The sequence below is a fragment of the Ruegeria sp. BG10 genome, from assembly GCF_056538575.1.
In genome coordinates this window covers 1,419,554-1,434,614 of the sequence record NZ_JBQFTI010000001.1, presented here as the reverse complement: position 1 = coordinate 1,434,614, position 15,061 = coordinate 1,419,554, and the positions used below count along the sequence as shown (strand labels likewise).

The window sequence follows — 15,061 nt, the reverse complement described above, 5'->3', positions numbered from 1 at the left end:
AGGTCGGGCGGTTCTTCAAGCCCTGACAGGGCTTTCATCTCCGCCGGGGCGGGCCGCGTCCTCAGGCCCGGCGGGCCATCGTCCACGGCGGGCGCTGACGCGCCTATTCCGCAGCGCGGGGCGGTGACATCGCGATGACGCTGGACGCCTTGGACTTGCGGTCGTCGGATGGCGCCTGCAACTGCGCCGACAATTCCGGCAACAGCTCGAACAACTCATCGCGCAGACGGGTCAGCTGAGACTTGGCGATGGATTCCTCGATCTCGATGTCCCGGGTCCATTGGCGCAGCTCGTGCTGGATGGTCTGGGCGTCCTCGATCCGCCGCTGAAACTGTTCGATCTCTTCCTGACGCTGTTGCAGGAACATGCGGGCGCGGGACACTTTGGCATCGCCATAGGTTTCGGCCAGTTCGTGGCTGATCTGGCTCATCTGTGCGGCCAGTTCCAGTATCTCGGGCTCCAGCGATTGCAAATCGGGGTGGTGGCGCAGAAAGGCGATGCGTTCCTTTACCGCATCAAACTCGGACGACAACATGAACGTGTCGGCACGATCCGCCGCGTGCGCCATCTGATAAGCCGCCGAAATGTCCTGCATGTTCAGCGCGAATTTGCGATGGGCATTTTCCAGCGCCATCATCCGGGCATTGGCCGGCAGGTAAAAGGCCAGCATCAGAATCAGCGCGGTCAGGCCGATCTGGACAAACATCCCGGCATCCGTAACCGGCCCGCCGCCAAACCCGGCCTGCATCGAAAGCCAGGGCAGCACGCCAAACGCGGAAAGAAGGGTTGCAGTAACGGTAAACAGCGCCGCGGCGCAGATGAGGAAAAAGGTCAGGCGTAAAAAGACATTCTGAAATTGCAACGTAATGTTGTGGAGGGCGGTCATGATCGACGATCTCCTTCTCAAACCGGTAAACACCGAGCCCAAGCGGATGTCATCCAAAATACACAGATTGGTCCGCCACGGACCCGCAAACACAAATTTTACTGCTCTAAATATAAAGATGATACTCAGATGATCGTTTTCAATCAATTAGCTCTGAGGATTTCGTGAACTGGATGTCATTTCGGTAATGTGGCCCAGTGCGATCGAGGCCAGAATGCAGGCGGTGAACAGGTAAAGACCCCAAGCAGTCTCGATAGTCGCGTAGGAAATGCCCTTGGCCAGCGTGATGTAGAGCGCGATCAGGAAGATGTCGGCCATGGCCAGTTTCCCGAGAAAGTTGAGCGCGGGCTGGACACGTGCATCCAGCAGGTCCCATTGGATCAGGGCGGTTCCGATGGTTTTGATGTAGGGTGCAAACAGGGCGAAAACGGTGACGATCAGCGCCAGAAAGACGTCCGATTTCCACAGCGATTGCAGACCGGTGATAACGCTGATTTCGCTGAGGCCGAAGATCGGGAGGAGACCGGCGCGCATCAGCGGGGCGAACCACGCGATAGGGTAGAGGATCAGGAGAGAGAGGGTGATGAGGCGGAGGGTCATCGCACTAGTCGCGATGCCACGTTAGTTTTTCTTCACGCAACCTGAGCTGAATGGCTTGGATAACGATCATAAGTGCCTCAATGTCGGGTGCGGCATGGCTTCCGAGGTATGGATACCGAGAAACGTATGGGCGGTCGTACACCCGATCAAGCAGATCTACGTGTATTCCCAGTGTCCGGTACAATTTGGCAAGTTCATCCGCTTCTAGGTGCTCGTTTACCTCAACTAGCTCTTCCGGCAGTTCGACGTTTTGAAGAAGAGCTGAAATCTCGGCCTCAAGGTTAGGGTCGTCAAGGATTTCAAAGAGCTTAGATATACTGTGTGACTTGCTGTTATCGATGCCGCGACACGCTATTAGCCCCTTGAGGCTAGTTTCGAGAGAAACGCCCACCAATTGCGAAAGGGGGCGCAGAATTAGTAGTTTGTCCCAATAGAAGCGATGCCGATTAGCGAACTCAGCTTCCCAAATAATCTTCGCTGCTTGTAAGTATTTCTCAGAGATTTGAGCGAACAAGTGGGGGCTCATTGACTCCCGTTCATCTAAGAACTTTGTCACCGCACGGCCTCAATCGGTCCCTCGGCGCTCCCGCTGATGAATTGCTCCACATAGGGATCGCCCGAGGCGTCCATCTGGCTCACCGGGCCGGTCCACTGGATCACCCCGCCATGCAGCATGGCGACGTTGTCGGCAATGGCGCGGACGGAACTCATGTCGTGGGTGATAGTCATGGCGGTGGCGCCCATCTCGGTCACGATTTCGCGGATCAGGTCGTTGATGACGCCGGACATGATCGGGTCCAACCCCGTGGTGGGCTCGTCGAAGAAAATGATCTCGGGTTCGGCGGCGATGGCGCGGGCGAGGCCCACGCGTTTCTGCATCCCGCCGGACAGTTCCGAGGGAAAGCGGTCGGCCACATCCGATTTCAGACCGACGCGGCGCAGTTTCTCGATTGCGATTTCGCGGGCGTATTCCGGCGGGCGCTTCAGCGGGCCGCGCAGCAGGCGAAAGGATACGTTTTGCCAGACGGGCAGCGAGTCAAACAGCGCCGCGCCCTGAAACAGCATTCCGAACCGGGCCAGAAACTTGTCGCGGTCGCCTTTGGTTGCGTCCTTGCCGTCGACATAGACCATGCCGCTGTCGGGCTTGATCAGCCCGAGAATACATTTCAGCGCAACGGATTTTCCGGTGCCCGAACCGCCGATGATGACCATCGAGGTGCCCTTGGGGATCTCCAGGTTCATACCCTGCAGGACATGATTGTCCCCGAAGGTCTTATGTACGTTCTCCAGCCGGATCATATCGAGAAGAACACCCCTGTCAGAATGAAGTTGGCCGCCAGAATCATGATGGCGGCGGATTCGACCGAGGATTTGGTGGCCCGGCCCACGCCCTGCGCACCACGGCCCGAGTTCATGCCGTAGTAACAACCCATCAGGGCCGCGATCAGCCCGAAAGCCGCGCCTTTGACCAGCGAGGAAACAATGTCGCGCGCTTCCAGGAAATTGACCGTATTCAGCAGGTAGGTCGCCGCGTTGAAGCCCAGGTTCTGGGTCGCGACCACATAGCCGCCCGCGATTCCGATGATATCTCCGATCCCAACCAGCAACGGCACAGTGATCAGCGCGGCCAGAACACGCGGCGCGGTCAGGTATTTCATCGGATGGGTGGACAGGGTGACCAGCGCGTCGATCTGCTCGGTCACTTTCATCGTGGCAATCTCGGCCGCGATGGACGAGGTCACGCGCGCGGCGATCATCAGGCCGACCAGAACGGGACCCAATTCGCGCACCATGCCGATGGCGACGATCTGCGGCACCACGGCCTCGGCATTGAAACGAGCGCCGCCTGCATAGATTTGCAGAGCCAGCGCGCCGCCGGTGAAAATGGCCGTCAGGCCAACCACGGGCAGCGACAGCCAGCCGATATTCATCAGCGCCACGGCAAACTCACGCGGGTAATAGGGCGGGCGGAAGATATGCGAAACCGCATCCAGCGAGAACAGCGCGACTTTACCAAAAGTGGCAAGCAGGGTCAGGACAGCACGGCCCAGCCCGCCCAGCAGAGCAAGCGGGTTCATTCCACGTAACCCCGGGAATAGCGCGCGCCAAGCGACGTGAGGATTTCATACCCGATGGTGCCCGCGGCCTCGGCCAGATCGTCGACGGTCTGATGGCCGTTCAGGATGCGCAGGCGTTCAGGGTCTTTCGGCAGGTCGGTCACATCGACTGTGATCAGGTCCATCGAAATGCGGCCAACGACCGGACAGGGCTGATCGCCGGCAAAGGCGTCGATGCCGCCACCGATGGCGCGGTGCAAGCCATCGGCATACCCGGCAGCGACGGTTGCAATGCGCGAAGGGCGCCGCGCCGCCCAGCTGTTGCCATAGCCCACGGTTTCCCCAACCGCGACCGGGCGCACCTGAATGACCGGCAGATCGACAGTCACAACAGGTTTTGCGCCGGCAAAGGGCATACCGCCATAGATGCCCACACCGGGGCGGCAGAATTCAAAGTGGAATTCGGGGCCCAGCAGGATCCCTCCGGTCGCGGCGAGGGACCGGGGGGCCGCAACGCCGTCCGTCATCTCGCGGAACGTCTGCAACTGTTGGCGGTTCATCCTGTGGTCGGGTTCGTCCGAGCAGGCCAGATGGGACATGACGACAACGGGGTTCAGGGCTTCGGCCGCCGGGCGCAGTTCGGCCCAATCCGCCGGCTCCAGCCCCAGACGGTTCATGCCGCTGTCCAGTTGGATGCCAAATGGCTGGTCGGGCAGCGCCTGCTGATGCCGGACGAACTGTTCCGGCGAATTGATCAGCGGTGTCAGATCGTGATCGCGCAGCAGGTCGGTGTCGCCTTCCATGTGCCCTGAGAACACGCCGATCATCGGGCCCGGACCAATCGCCTTGCGCACGGCAACGCCTTCTTCGGCCGCGGCGACAAAGAATTTGCGAACGCCTTCCTCGGCCAGAGTCGCGGAAACGGGCCCGGCCCCAAGGCCATAGGCATCCGCTTTGACCACGGCGCCGGTCTCGACATTTGTTTTGGCGCCGAGCGCCCGCCAGTTGCTGGCCAGCGCCTGTAGGTTGATCGTTAAACGTGCAGTACTCATGGTGCTGTTCATGACATTGGATTGCGGCAGGTCAAGGGGGAATGCGGCGAATCTGGTTAAGTTCGGGCGGATCATGGGCAGCTTCTGGCCGGGATCACAAGGCATTGGCAAAAAAAGCGTTGTTGGCCGTGTAAGCAGGTTGTCGTCATTGTGTCCGGCCTGTGATCAACTATGGGCGTCAGGTGGTGATCGTTGATGGCCTGCAGAGGGAAGAAAAGGAATGTGCTGATGAAACTGACGGCCAGATTTAAGGACCAGACGCCGACGCTGCCCGGATTTTTCAAAGACGTTTTTGCGGCTTCGGAAGGCGAAGAAGAAGGCAACGCGATTGGTGCGCTGGTCACGGATTTGCTGGCAACCACCCCCGAGAGCGATCTGTTGGGGGTCGTTGCGCTTGATCAGGACGCATTGCTTGGTTGCATTCTGTTCTCGCGGCTGCGTTATGATCAGGACCCGCAACAGGTGTTTCTGATGTCACCGGTGGCTGTGCGCACCGATCGGCAGAAATCGGGAATTGGCCAGAGGCTGATCGGTTTCGGGCTGGATGAACTGCGCCGCCACAGCGTTGATATCGCTGTCACTTATGGCGATCCGTCCTATTACGGCAAAGCCGGGTTTCAACCCGTCAGCGAAGATACCGCCAGGGCGCCGATGCCGCTGAGCATGCCTCATGGTTGGCTTGGGCAGTCGCTTGCAGGTGATAAGATGACGCCCATTGCGGGTCCGTCCCGCTGCGTCAGCGCGTTCAACAGGCCCGAGCTTTGGTAGGGGTCAGTAGCCCTCGATCTGACCGTCCTGCTGCCAGGGTTTGACCAGGTTGCCGAACCGGGTGAACTGTGCCTCGAAGGACAGCTCGACCGTACCGATGGGACCGTGGCGCTGCTTGCCGACGATGACTTCGGCCTTGCCGTGCAGGCGGTCCATGGCCTGCTTCCACTCTTCCATCTTTTCCAGCTCGTGATCACCGGGCTTTTCGCGTTCCTTGTAGTATTCCTCGCGGAACACGAACATCACCACATCGGCGTCCTGTTCGATCGAGCCGGATTCGCGCAGGTCAGACAGCTGCGGGCGCTTGTCGTCGCGGCTTTCAACCTGACGGCTGAGCTGCGACAGGGCAATGACCGGGATGTTCAACTCTTTGGCGATGGCCTTCATGCCCATCGAAATCTCGGCGATCTCGTTGACGCGGTTATCGGCCATACCCCGGCAGAGCTGGAGATAGTCAATCACCAGCAGGTCAAGCCCGTGGGTCCGTTTCAACCGCCGCGCACGCGCAGCAAGCTGCGAAATCGGCAGGGCCGGTGTGTCGTCGATGAACAGGGGGCAGGCTTCCAGTTCTTTCGCCGCGTCCACGAAACGGCGGAACTCCGCCTCGGTCATGTCACCCTGACGGATCTTGTGCGACGAAATTTCAGAAGCTTCGGCCAGAACACGTCCAGCCAACTGCTCGGCGCTCATTTCCAGTGAGAAGAAACCCACGACACCGCCATCAATCGCGCCCTCAGACCCGTCCGGCTTGGTGCCACGCTTGTAAGCCTTGGCCACGTTGAACGCCACGTTGGTCGCCAATGAGGTTTTCCCCATCGACGGACGACCGGCCAGAATGATCAGGTCGGACGGGTGCAGCCCGCCAAGCTGTTTGTCCAAGTCGGCCAGACCGGTGGAAATTCCCGCCATGCCGCCACCGCGTTGATACGCCTCGTTGGTGACATTGACGGCTTCTGTGACCGCCTTGAGGAAGGATTGGAAACCCTGTTCGGTCTGGCCCTGCTCGGAAAGCTGATAAAGTTGTTGCTCGGCCTCGACGATCTGTTCTTTCGGCTCGCTGCTGACCTCGACCCGCGCCGCCTTGTCCGAGATGTCCCGGCCCAGCCGGATCAACTCGCGCCGGATGGCGAGGTCATAGATCATCTGGGCATAGTCATGCACGGCGAAGGCGCTGATCGACGCCCCCGCCAGCTTGACCAGATAAGCGGGGCCGCCCAGTTCCTTCAGCCCCTCGTCCTCGGCCATGAAAGATTTCAGCGTCACGGGGGAGGCCAGCGCATTCTTGGCGATGCGTGCGGCCGCCACCTCGTAAATCCGGGCGTGGACCGGGTCGTAGAAATGCTCGGCCCCGATGATCGAGGCGACCCGGTCATAAAGGTCGTTATTGGTCAGGATCGCGCCCAGAAGCTGCTGCTCGGCCTCAATCGAATGCGGCATGGTTTCGGCGTTCTGAATCTGCGCCGCCGCCTGCTCGATACTGCTTATCTCGTTCATTTTGTCCCCGCTGCCCGTTCGGAGGTTCTACACGCGAAACACCACCACAATCTATCTGGAAATAGCTGTGGCTAACTTGGGGTAAGGCCTTGGGATAACTTTCCCAGCGGTTTGGATACCCGTGTATGCGTAGCTTATTATGTAGGAATTGTGGCGAAAGTCACCAGATATCGTTGCGCGCAGGCCGATTCTTCGATGCTTATCCCCAGTCCATCCACAAGAGGTTTACGTGGGTTTATTGGCTTCCTGCCATCCGCGCGGGTCGTTCAGGAAGGCCTCGACCGCGTCAAGTGTTTCCGGATCAAAGGCTTTCTGCGCCTTGGCCTCGGCCAGAACATCCCACCATGTGCAAAGGTGATGCAACCGCACGCCGTGGTCGCCCAGCGTTTTCTCGGTATCGGGGAAAATACTATAGTAGAAGATAACAGCCGTGTGCCCGCAGGTCGCGCCGGTGTCGCGGATCGCGTCCACAAAGGACAGTTTCGATCCGCCATCGGTGGTCAGGTCCTCGACCAGCAGAACGCGCTCGCCTTCGCCCATGGCACCTTCGATGCGGGCATTGCGGCCATAGCCCTTGGGTTTCTTGCGCACATAGGTCATCGGCAGGGCCATGCGTTCGGCGACCATGGCGGCAAAGGGGATGCCGGCCGTTTCGCCACCCGCGATATTGTCGAAGGCTTCGAACCCGGCGTCGCGCATCACGGTCACCGTCAGGAAATCCATCAGGGTCGAGCGGATGCGCGGGTACGAGATCAGCTTGCGACAGTCGATATAGGTCGGGCTGGGCAAGCCGCTCGCCAGCGTGAAGGGCTCGCGCGAATTGAAATGGACGGCCTTGATCTCCAGCAGCATCCGCGCAGTCAGGCGGGCGATTTCGGTGCTGTCGGGAAATGAACTGGGGATCATGGCGGGACCTCGGCAAACTATGTGACTCTGCGGGCTGATAGCCTGTCCGCCGGGCCAGAGTCGAGGGGGCCGGGGCGCAAAAGAAAAGCGGACCCTCAAGAGGTCCGCTTTTGCCCTTGCGGGCGAGTGGCAGCCAAGGTGGGCTTAGCTGCTCATGTCATAGGCGCGTTCACCGTGTACCGACAGATCGAGCCCGTTTGTTTCGGTCTCTGCGTCTACGCGAAGCGCAGTGATCAGCGCAACCACCTTGATCAACACAAATGTGACAACTGACGTAAAGACACCCACGATCACAAGCCCGCCCAGCTGCGCGGTCCAGGCGCCGAGGCCAAAGACAGCGATCATGAGTGTGCCAAAGATACCGCCCACGCCGTGTACCGCAAAGACGTCCAGCGTATCGTCGATATGCAGTACGTTGCGGATCACGTTCACCGCCTCCTGACACAGGACACCTGCCACGGCACCGATGATCAGCGCCTGAACCGGGTCGACATAGCCCGAAGCCGGGGTGATTGAGGCCAGGCCGGCAATGGTGCCTGTGACCAGACCCACCATCGAAGCCTTGCCATACTTGATCCGCTCATACAGCGCCCATGTCAGCGAAGCAGTCGCTGCCGAGATATGGGTGACGGTCATCGCCATCGCAGCGCCGCCATCGGCTGCAAGCTGCGAACCGCCGTTGAAGCCGAACCAGCCGACCCACAGCATCGCAGCGCCAACCATGACATAACCGGGGTTGTGCGGCGGTGTCGTGCGGTTGCGGCGCGGCCCAAGCACAACCGCTATGATCAGCGCGGCCAGACCCGCGGTTTCATGCACTACGATGCCGCCGGCGAAATCGCGTACACCGACCTCACCCAGAATACCGCCGTCGGTCAAAATGCCGCCGCCCCAGATCCAGTGCACCACCGGCGCATAACACAGCAGCATCCACAGGGCCGAAAATGTCAGGACAAAGCCATAGCCCACACGCTCGACATAAGCGCCGACGATCAGGGCCGGGGTGATGATGGCAAAGGTCATCTGGAAGGCAAAAAACAGGATCTCGGGCAGGGTGCCCGACAGGCTGTCGGCGTCGACACCGGTCAGAAAGGCTTTGCCCAGACCGCCCCACAGGCCCGAACCGGCGTCGCCGAAGGCGATCGAATAGCCTGCGACCAGCCACAGGATGCTCATCAGGCATGCGATGCTAAAGCAATGCATGAATACGCTCAGCACGTTGCGGGCGCGCACGAGGCCACCGTAAAACAGCGCCAGGCCGGGTAATGTCATGAACAGGACCAGGGCGGTTGCCACTATGATCCAGGCGGTGTCGGCTCCATTCATCGGCCGGTCTCCTCTCAGCGTCCTCAACTTGCGAGGGGCGTTGAAGCGGAGGGAGGGCGGGGAAAAAAGAGGCAGGACGCAATTTAGCCGCCTGTTTTAAGGGCTTTTTGCCAACCGGTGACGAATTGAGCGTCAAAAAGCGCAACGCGCCTTAATTTTGTGCAAGAGTGAAAAGTCCCTGCGACAGCAACGCCAGCGCATGGTCCCGCGCTGCGCGGCGCACGTTGTCGCGGCCCTGTGCGCCGAACTCGACGGTTTCCGTCACGGTCGGCTGGCCATCGACGGCCAGTCCGAAACAGACGCGCCCCTCGGGTTTGAACTCGGACCCGCCAGGGCCCGCGATCCCGGTAACGGACACCGCAAGCTGCGCCCCGGAGTTCCGCAGCGCGCCGTCCGCCATCTCACGGGCCACCTGTTCCGACACGGCGCCATGCGCATTCAGCGTTTCGGCGCGCACGCCCAGCATCTGCTGCTTGGCGATATTGGTATAGGTGACAAAACCGCGCTCAACCACGACGGAGCTGCCCGGAATATCCGTCAGCGCAGCCGCAACCAAACCGCCTGTGCAGCTTTCGGCGGTGGCGATCATCACCCCCTGCGCCTTGGCGCGGTCCAGCAGGCCAGCCACAGTCACAGGCCCAGCGCCCCGTGCGAGAGGCCCGCAAGGATCAGCACGCCGATCCCGGCAAATACGCCCGCAATTACATCGTCCAGCATCACGCCCAGCGGGTCACCACGGCGGTCGGCCCAGCCGACCGGCCCGGGTTTGGTGATGTCGAACAGGCGGAACAGCAGGAAACCCGCCACCCAGCCGGGCCAGAGCGCTGTGATCTCGATCCCGTGTGCCCAGGAGGGGTAAGAGATTGCCCACAAGGCGATGAACTGCCCCGCGACCTCATCAATCACGATTTCGGAAGGGTCGTGATCATCCATGCCCGCGGTCATGACGCGGGTGGCCCAGAGCCCGCCGAAAAAGACCGCGACAGTGGCGATCACCAGCAACGGAAAACCGCCAAGAACATGCAGCAGCCAGGCCAGGGGCAGGGCGGCCAGTGAACCCCATGTGCCCGGCGCGGGGCGCAGATAGCCGACACCGCAGACGGTTCCAATCAGCCGCGCCGCGTTCATGATTTCACCAGGCAAGCGGTCGCCAGTGAGGCAATGCCCTCGGCGCGTCCGGTAAAGCCTAGCCGCTCGGACGTGGTTGCCTTGACCGAGACCTGATCGGCCTGCAAGCCCATGATCCGCGCCATTTCTTCGCGCATGACCCCGGCGTGCGGGCCGATCTTTGGGTATTCGCAGACCAGCGTGCAATCGACATTGGAAATCCGGTACCCCATCTGCCCGGCCAGTTCGACCGCGTGGCGCAGGAATATCTCGCTGGCCGCGCCCTTCCATTGCGGGTCCGAGGGCGGGAAGTGCTGCCCGATATCACCCCGCGCCAACGCGCCGTAGATCGCGTCAGTGACGGCATGCATCCCGACATCCGCGTCCGAATGGCCCTGCAACCCTCGGCCATGGGGCACCCTGACACCGCAGAGGATCACATAATCCCCGTCGCCAAACCGATGCACGTCGTATCCGTTGCCCAGCCTTACATCCATGTCCATTCCCAATATGCGTTCCGCCCGGGCAAAATCCTCGGGCCGTGTGATTTTCAGATTGTCCGGATCGCCCGGTACGATGGCTACATCCAGCCCCGCGGCGCGGGCAACTTCGACATCATCCGCCGCACCGCCGGGATGCGCCGCATGCGCCGCGACGATGGCGTCGTAGTGAAATCCCTGCGGGGTTTGGGCCGCGAACAACCCGTCGCGGTCCTGGGTGCCGGTCACGACCGCCCCGTCCCCGGTCCAGAGCGCATCGGTCACCGCCAGACCCGGTGCGGCGCCGGGGTGGGTGTCCAGCGCGGTCAAGACGTCCTGAATGGTCTGACGGCGGACGCAGGGCCGGGCCACGTCATGGATGAGAACCCGCTGCACCTGCCGACCTACCAGCGCCTCAAGCCCGTTGCGCACCGATCCGGCGCGGTCGCTGCCGCCCCGGGCCAGCAGCAATCCGCTGTCGCTGAACTCGTCCCACGCATCTATGTCATCCGGCGACAGCACAAGCACGGTATGGTCGACCTGTCCTTGGAACCGGTCAATGGTCCAGTCGGCGACGCGACGTCCGGCTAGCGGGCGCCATTGCTTTGGAATACCCCCTCCTGCGCGCAATCCGCGTCCTGCGGCAACGATGATGGCGGCGGTGGTCATGGGGTGAATTCTCCGGTGGTTTGACGCTTTGTTTAGGGTGCGGTGAATGCAGAGGCAATCACCTGCGTCAAGCTGCCTAAAAATTAGGCAAGTGATGATTTTGCAGGCTTGATGGCCGCCGTTTTGTTGTTCATATGCGTTCAATTCGATATCAAATCCGCAACTGCCCAAGGATTAAGCACGTTGACCCTGCACCTCGTCGACAAGGAACTGAACCCGCCGGTCATGCTGGCGCCGATGGCCGGAATTACCGACCGGCCTTTTCGCGATCTGGTGATGCGCTTTGGCGCTGGCATGGTTGTCAGCGAAATGGTGGCGAGCCAGGAAATGGTGCAGGCAAAGCCGGGCGTGCGCGAGCGCGCGGAACTGTCGGCAGATGTCGAAAACACCGCCGTTCAACTGGCGGGACGCGAGGCGCACTGGATGGCCGAAGCCGCCCGGCAGGTCGCTGACCGAGGGGCGCGGGTGATCGACATCAACATGGGTTGCCCGGCCAAAAAGGTGACGAACGGGTATTCAGGGTCAGCCCTGCTGAAAACTCCCGACCACGCGCTGACGCTGATCGAAGCGGTGGTGAACGCAGTGGACGTGCCAGTGACGCTGAAAACCCGTCTGGGATGGGATGATAAGCTGCTGAACGCGCCCGACGTTGCCCGGCGGGCGCAGGATGCGGGTATCTGTATGGTCACGATTCACGGGCGCACCCGCTGTCAATTCTACAAAGGTCACGCGAATTGGGGGGCGATCAGAGCGGTGAAAGAGGCGGTCTCGATCCCGGTTATCGCCAATGGCGATATCGTGGATTCAAAGGCCGCGCGCGCAGCGTTGAACCAGTCTGGCGCGGACGGTGTCATGGTCGGGCGCGGGGCGCAGGGCAAGCCGTGGCTGTTGGCGCAGATCTGTCACGACCTGTATGGCGCGGACGCTCCTGTTATTCCCGCAGGCACGGACCTGAGCGATATGGTAGGTGCCCATTATCAGGCAATGCTCAGCTTTTACGGGGCGGAACTGGGGCTGCGTGTCGCGCGCAAACATCTGGGCTGGTACATGGACGAAGCCGGAACGCCTGCCACGCTGCGCCGGGCGGTGCTGACGTCCCGCGATTCCGATGAGGTCCTGCGCCTGCTGGGCGACGCGCTGAACGGCGATGCGGAGGCCGCGGCATGACCTCGGACCAGTTCATTTGGAACTCGCTGCCGGTCCCGGCTTTCATCATTGACGTCGAAGACCGGATCGCGGATGTGAACTCGGCCGGCGAAGGCTTTCTGAACGCGTCGCGAAAGGCCGTGGTCGGGCATCCCGTATGGGATCAGATCGCTGTCGACGCACCGCTGGAAGAGGCGTTTCTGCGGGCGCGCCAACAGGGGACACCGCTGTTCGTCAACGATGTCGATGTCGGGTCCGGCAACCGGGCACCGCTGCAATGCGCGCTGCAGATCGCGCCGCTTGTCGGGCATCCGGGGTTGATGATCATGATCATTTCGCCGCGAGAACTGGCGGGTCGGATGACGCGCGGCAACACGGTGAAATCTGCGGCGCAATCCGCCATCGGCATGGCCGAAATGCTGGCGCACGAGATCAAGAACCCGCTGGCGGGCATTACCGGTGCGGCGCAATTGTTGAGCATGAATATCCCGCAGCAAGATCTTGAACTTACAGACTTAATTGTCGAGGAAAGCCGACGCATCGTAAAGCTGCTTGAACAGGTCGAGCAATTCGGCAATCTCTCGCAGCCGGATTTCAGACCGATCAACATTCACGACGTTCTGGACCGCGCGCGCCGGTCGGCGCTGCTGGGGTTCGGCGCGCATATGACGATCATCGAGGATTATGACCCATCCCTGCCGCTGGCTTATGGCGATCCGGATCAGTTCCTTCAGGTGGTGTTGAACCTTCTCAGGAACGCTTCGGAAGCCGCTGATCCCAAGGGCGGAACCATCCGGCTGCGGACGTATTTCGAGCACTCGTTTCGCCTGCGGCGCAGCGACGGATCTGGCCACTCCCTGCCGCTGCAAATCGAGATCATCGATGATGGCCCAGGACTGCCCGAAGACATCCGCAGCGACATTTTCGACCCGTTCGTATCGGGCAAGGAAAACGGCACCGGCCTTGGGCTGGCACTGGTCAGCAAGATCATCTCGGACCACAACGGCTGGATTTCGGCCGACTCGGTTCCGGGGCGCACGGTCTTTCGTCTGTCCCTGCGACGGGCACCGCGTGACGAAACATGAAACAGCCCCGCCGAAAAGAGCAAAGGTAAGGAGAGCACCCGATGGATGGCACAGTACTGGTCGCAGATGACGACCGCACGATCCGAACCGTTCTGACTCAGGCCCTGACGCGGGCGGGGTGCAAGGTACACGCGACCTCGTCGCTGACCACGCTGATGCGCTGGGTTGGTGAGGGGAAAGGGGATGTGGTGATCTCGGACGTGGTGATGCCGGACGGGAACGGGCTTGAGATGTTGCCGAAGATCGCACAGGACCGGCCCGGTCTGCCGGTCATCGTCATCTCGGCCCAGAACACGATCATGACCGCAATTCAGGCGGCCGAGGCGGATGCTTATGACTATCTGCCAAAGCCGTTCGACCTGCCCGACCTGATGAAGCGCACCGCGCGGGCGCTGGAACAGAAGCAGCGCATTCTGACCGATGTGGCGGTCGCAACAGAAGACCGCCCCGAAGAGTTGCCTCTGGTCGGGCGCACGTCCGTGATGCAGGCCCTGTACCGCCTTGTGGCGCGGGTGATGAACACGGATCTGTCGGTGATGATTTCGGGCGAAAGCGGGACAGGCAAATCCTTGATCGCCCGCGCCATTCATGACTTCTCGGACCGGCGCACGCTGCCTTTTGTGACAGCGACGGCAGCCGATCTGCGTGATCTGGAAGGCCCGGCGCGCGTGATGGCGCGGGTGCGGGGCGGGACGCTGCTGATCGACGAGATCGCTGATATCGAGGACGAGCTTCAGGCCCGCATCGTGCGTATGATGGACACGCCCGGCGATCACGTGCCGCGTTTCATGGCGACCAGCCAGTCGGACCTGACCGAGGCGATGGAAAGCGGTCGGGTACGGCAGGACCTCTACTATCGTCTGTGCGGGGCGACCGTCCACGTACCGGCCCTGCGCGAGCGGGTGGACGATATCACTCTGCTGGCCGACCATTTTCTGGCACGGGAAGAGCGTGACCATGGCACCAAGCGCTGGCTCAGCCCGGACGCCGTGGAACTGGTGCGCCGGTATTCCTGGCCCGGCAATGTGCGGCAGCTTGAGAACGCGATCCGGCGGCTGAGCCTGACCAGCCGCGCGGATGAGATAACCAAGACCGAGGTTGAGATGGTTCTGGGCAGCCAGCCTGAGGCCGAACCGGTTCTGGGCGACGGCGAGCGCGAGAAACTCTCTGCCTCCGTCGCGCGGCATTTGCGCCGTTATTTCGACCTGCACGGCAACCTGCTGCCGCCCCCTGGATTGTATCAGCGTATCCTGCGCGAAGTTGAGGCCCCGCTGATCGAACTGGCGCTGGATGCAACGGGCGGAAATCAGGCGAAATGCGCCGATCTTCTGGGGATCAACAGAAATACGTTGCGGAAAAAAATCACTGACCTCGATATTCAGGTGACACGCCGCCGCAAACTGATGTAATATCGCCACACAAACCGTGGCATCCGGGTTCGGACCCGGCAAAGACCACGATATATGGCGGTACGTCGCGCAAGCGA

16 protein-coding genes are annotated in these 15,061 nt (G+C 61.2%); 4 read left to right on the top strand and 12 right to left on the bottom strand.

Features of this window, described 5'->3' with window-relative positions; all coding sequences use genetic code 11:
• Positions 1 to 103: 103 nt before the first annotated feature.
• The 6 genes from ACR0D8_RS07055 to alr form a co-directional block, all read right to left on the bottom strand.
• On the bottom strand, positions 104 to 886 hold the full coding sequence (locus tag ACR0D8_RS07055) for a DNA repair protein (protein WP_480645459.1): 783 nt from the start codon (positions 884 to 886) through the stop codon (positions 104 to 106).
• A gap of 147 nt (positions 887 to 1,033) precedes the next feature.
• Entirely contained in the window at positions 1,034 to 1,486 is a 453-nt protein-coding gene (locus ACR0D8_RS07050; RefSeq protein ID WP_480645457.1) for a paraquat-inducible protein A, read from the bottom strand.
• Between the two features lie 4 nt (positions 1,487 to 1,490).
• Positions 1,491 to 2,000 carry a hypothetical protein gene (locus ACR0D8_RS07045; protein ID WP_480645456.1) on the bottom strand — a complete coding sequence of 170 codons (510 nt, stop codon included), beginning with the start codon at positions 1,998 to 2,000 and terminating at the stop codon, positions 1,491 to 1,493.
• A gap of 38 nt (positions 2,001 to 2,038) precedes the next feature.
• On the bottom strand, positions 2,039 to 2,785 hold the full coding sequence (locus ACR0D8_RS07040) for an ABC transporter ATP-binding protein (RefSeq protein WP_480645454.1): 747 nt from the start codon (positions 2,783 to 2,785) through the stop codon (positions 2,039 to 2,041).
• On the bottom strand, positions 2,782 to 3,564 hold the full coding sequence (locus ACR0D8_RS07035; protein WP_480645452.1) for an MlaE family ABC transporter permease: 783 nt from the start codon (positions 3,562 to 3,564) through the stop codon (positions 2,782 to 2,784). Before ACR0D8_RS07035 ends, ACR0D8_RS07040 begins: the two co-directional genes overlap by 4 nt.
• Positions 3,561 to 4,595: an alanine racemase gene (alr, locus tag ACR0D8_RS07030; RefSeq protein WP_480645451.1), complete on the bottom strand. Its 1,035-nt coding sequence runs from the start codon at positions 4,593 to 4,595 to the stop codon at positions 3,561 to 3,563. Before alr ends, ACR0D8_RS07035 begins: the two co-directional genes overlap by 4 nt.
• Positions 4,596 to 4,823: 228 nt before the next feature.
• On the opposite strand from alr, the gene ACR0D8_RS07025 reads away from it, so the two are divergent.
• The gene (locus ACR0D8_RS07025; RefSeq protein ID WP_480645450.1) at positions 4,824 to 5,363 is read left to right on the top strand and encodes a GNAT family N-acetyltransferase; all 540 of its coding nucleotides are present in this window, start codon (positions 4,824 to 4,826) and stop codon (positions 5,361 to 5,363) included.
• Positions 5,364 to 5,366: 3 nt separating this feature from the next.
• Here ACR0D8_RS07025 and ACR0D8_RS07020 read toward each other — a convergent pair whose 3' ends face one another.
• The 6 genes from ACR0D8_RS07020 to ACR0D8_RS06995 form a co-directional block, all read right to left on the bottom strand.
• On the bottom strand, positions 5,367 to 6,857 hold the full coding sequence (locus ACR0D8_RS07020) for a replicative DNA helicase (protein ID WP_480645449.1): 1,491 nt from the start codon (positions 6,855 to 6,857) through the stop codon (positions 5,367 to 5,369).
• A gap of 225 nt (positions 6,858 to 7,082) precedes the next feature.
• The gene (locus ACR0D8_RS07015; protein WP_480645448.1) at positions 7,083 to 7,763 is read right to left on the bottom strand and encodes an orotate phosphoribosyltransferase; all 681 of its coding nucleotides are present in this window, start codon (positions 7,761 to 7,763) and stop codon (positions 7,083 to 7,085) included.
• Positions 7,764 to 7,907: 144 nt separating this feature from the next.
• A complete protein-coding gene (locus ACR0D8_RS07010; RefSeq protein ID WP_480645447.1) occupies positions 7,908 to 9,089 on the bottom strand; it encodes an ammonium transporter in 1,182 nt (393 codons plus the stop codon).
• Positions 9,090 to 9,240: 151 nt separating this feature from the next.
• Entirely contained in the window at positions 9,241 to 9,723 is a 483-nt protein-coding gene (locus tag ACR0D8_RS07005) for a CinA family protein (protein ID WP_480645446.1), read from the bottom strand.
• Positions 9,720 to 10,217: a phosphatidylglycerophosphatase A family protein gene (locus ACR0D8_RS07000; RefSeq protein ID WP_480645444.1), complete on the bottom strand. Its 498-nt coding sequence runs from the start codon at positions 10,215 to 10,217 to the stop codon at positions 9,720 to 9,722. Before ACR0D8_RS07000 ends, ACR0D8_RS07005 begins: the two co-directional genes overlap by 4 nt.
• Positions 10,214 to 11,344 (bottom strand): bifunctional 2-C-methyl-D-erythritol 4-phosphate cytidylyltransferase/2-C-methyl-D-erythritol 2,4-cyclodiphosphate synthase, encoded by a 1,131-nt coding sequence (locus ACR0D8_RS06995; protein ID WP_480645443.1) that lies wholly within the window; start codon positions 11,342 to 11,344, stop codon positions 10,214 to 10,216. The genes ACR0D8_RS07000 and ACR0D8_RS06995 overlap by 4 nt, the downstream gene beginning before the upstream one ends.
• 108 nt (positions 11,345 to 11,452) lie before the next feature.
• Between ACR0D8_RS06995 and dusB the strand changes: the two genes are divergently transcribed.
• From dusB to ACR0D8_RS06980, 3 genes are read left to right on the top strand one after another with little or no spacing between them, the layout of a single operon-like run.
• A complete protein-coding gene (dusB, locus tag ACR0D8_RS06990) occupies positions 11,453 to 12,511 on the top strand; it encodes a tRNA dihydrouridine synthase DusB (protein ID WP_480645441.1) in 1,059 nt (352 codons plus the stop codon).
• Positions 12,508 to 13,575: a two-component system sensor histidine kinase NtrB gene (locus tag ACR0D8_RS06985; protein ID WP_480645440.1), complete on the top strand. Its 1,068-nt coding sequence runs from the start codon at positions 12,508 to 12,510 to the stop codon at positions 13,573 to 13,575. The genes dusB and ACR0D8_RS06985 overlap by 4 nt, the downstream gene beginning before the upstream one ends.
• A 41-nt stretch (positions 13,576 to 13,616) precedes the next feature.
• Positions 13,617 to 14,984 (top strand): response regulator, encoded by a 1,368-nt coding sequence (locus ACR0D8_RS06980; RefSeq protein ID WP_480645439.1) that lies wholly within the window; start codon positions 13,617 to 13,619, stop codon positions 14,982 to 14,984.
• The last annotated feature ends 77 nt before the right edge of the window (positions 14,985 to 15,061 follow it).

Coding starts and splice junctions, on each gene's coding strand:
- ACR0D8_RS07015 (WP_480645448.1), bottom strand. CDS start 7,763: ATGATCCCCAGTTCATTTCCCGACAGCACCGAAATCGCCCGCCTGACT.
- alr (WP_480645451.1), bottom strand. CDS start 4,595: ATGAGTACTGCACGTTTAACGATCAACCTACAGGCGCTGGCCAGCAAC.
- ACR0D8_RS07000 (WP_480645444.1), bottom strand. CDS start 10,217: ATGAACGCGGCGCGGCTGATTGGAACCGTCTGCGGTGTCGGCTATCTG.
- ACR0D8_RS07050 (WP_480645457.1), bottom strand. CDS start 1,486: ATGACCCTCCGCCTCATCACCCTCTCTCTCCTGATCCTCTACCCTATC.
- ACR0D8_RS07055 (WP_480645459.1), bottom strand. CDS start 886: ATGACCGCCCTCCACAACATTACGTTGCAATTTCAGAATGTCTTTTTA.
- ACR0D8_RS07025 (WP_480645450.1), top strand. CDS start 4,824: ATGAAACTGACGGCCAGATTTAAGGACCAGACGCCGACGCTGCCCGGA.
- ACR0D8_RS06995 (WP_480645443.1), bottom strand. CDS start 11,344: ATGACCACCGCCGCCATCATCGTTGCCGCAGGACGCGGATTGCGCGCA.
- ACR0D8_RS06980 (WP_480645439.1), top strand. CDS start 13,617: ATGGATGGCACAGTACTGGTCGCAGATGACGACCGCACGATCCGAACC.
- ACR0D8_RS07020 (WP_480645449.1), bottom strand. CDS start 6,857: ATGAACGAGATAAGCAGTATCGAGCAGGCGGCGGCGCAGATTCAGAAC.
- ACR0D8_RS06985 (WP_480645440.1), top strand. CDS start 12,508: ATGACCTCGGACCAGTTCATTTGGAACTCGCTGCCGGTCCCGGCTTTC.
- ACR0D8_RS07035 (WP_480645452.1), bottom strand. CDS start 3,564: ATGAACCCGCTTGCTCTGCTGGGCGGGCTGGGCCGTGCTGTCCTGACC.
- ACR0D8_RS07040 (WP_480645454.1), bottom strand. CDS start 2,785: ATGATCCGGCTGGAGAACGTACATAAGACCTTCGGGGACAATCATGTC.
- ACR0D8_RS07010 (WP_480645447.1), bottom strand. CDS start 9,089: ATGAATGGAGCCGACACCGCCTGGATCATAGTGGCAACCGCCCTGGTC.